Genomic DNA, 1,052 nt, shown 5'->3' on the forward strand with positions numbered 1-1,052 from the left:
GTCGCCGGCCGGGCGGTGAGTTACTACCAGATTCCGGGATTCGGCGAGCAGCTCGCTCAGGTCAATGATTGGGACCCGGACCAGCTCGCGGTGCTGCGCGCACATCCGCAATTGGCCGGCATACGCGGGTCCGCCGACTCGGTCCGGACCGCCGCGCAGCTGGCGGAGGCCGCCGCGGCGCTGCCGGCCCGCTGGCTGAACGAGGCATCGGCGGGCGGCACCGCGGCGCAGTGTCACGCCGTATTCGACCGCTACCTCGACGCGGGCGCCGACGAACTGATCCTGCACGGCAGTACACCGGATCGACTGGCATCGGTCGTCGGCTGAACCGGCCCTTGCGGATAAAGTGACATTACTGCCAGAATTCAGTCATTGCGGCCGGATGGATCCCGGCCGGCTCTGGCGCAGTATCGGACGGAAGAGGTAGCAGTGCGCGACTTTGCAGGGTGTTATATCGCCGGGCAGTGGCGAGCCTCCGACGGGCCGCGGATCGAAGTGCTCTCGCCCGCGTCCGGTGCGCTGCTGGGCACCGTGACCGAGGCGACCGGCGCCGATGTCGAGGCGGCGGTCACCGCGGCCCGCACTGCGCTCGACGGGCCGGAGTGGGCGGCCACCACCCCTGCCGACCGGGCCGAATTGCTGAGCGGCCTGGCCGCCGCACTGAAACGGCGCTCGGGCGAATTCGCCGATCTGCTCTGCGCCGAGGTCGGGTCGCCGCGCAGCTTCTCCTCCTTCGGCCAGGTCGGATTCGCTGTCGGGGTGTATCGCTCCCACGCCCGGATGGTGGCGGATTTCAGCTTCGAAGAGATCCGTCCGGCCGGAGCTGGGGGCGAGGTTCTCGTACGCCGCGTGCCCGTGGGCGTCACCGCGGCGATCGTGCCGTGGAACGTCCCCTTGTTCATGGCCGCGATGAAACTGGCGCCGGCGCTCGCGGCCGGATGCACCGTGGTGATCAAGCCCGCCCCGGACGCACCGCTGGGTGTGTCGCTGTTCAGCGAGGTCGTCGAGGAGGCGGGGATACCGCCGGGCGTGATCAATATCGTGTCCGGCGG

General features: G+C 69.9%; 1 protein-coding gene and 1 pseudogene. Both read left to right on the forward strand.

The genetic code is table 11. The annotated features are described in order from the left end of the window. Positions 1 to 327, forward strand: a pseudogene (locus C5E41_RS34315) (TIGR03857 family LLM class F420-dependent oxidoreductase); the annotation flags it as partial. A 102-nt stretch (positions 328 to 429) separates the two neighbouring features. Further along, positions 430 to 1,052 (forward strand): aldehyde dehydrogenase family protein (locus tag C5E41_RS32975; protein WP_146097794.1); only part of this gene is annotated, 623 nt, incomplete at its 3' end.

Origin of the sequence: Nocardia nova (genome assembly GCF_002933465.1) — a bacterium.
Taxonomy (GTDB): domain Bacteria; phylum Actinomycetota; class Actinomycetes; order Mycobacteriales; family Mycobacteriaceae; genus Nocardia; species Nocardia nova_B.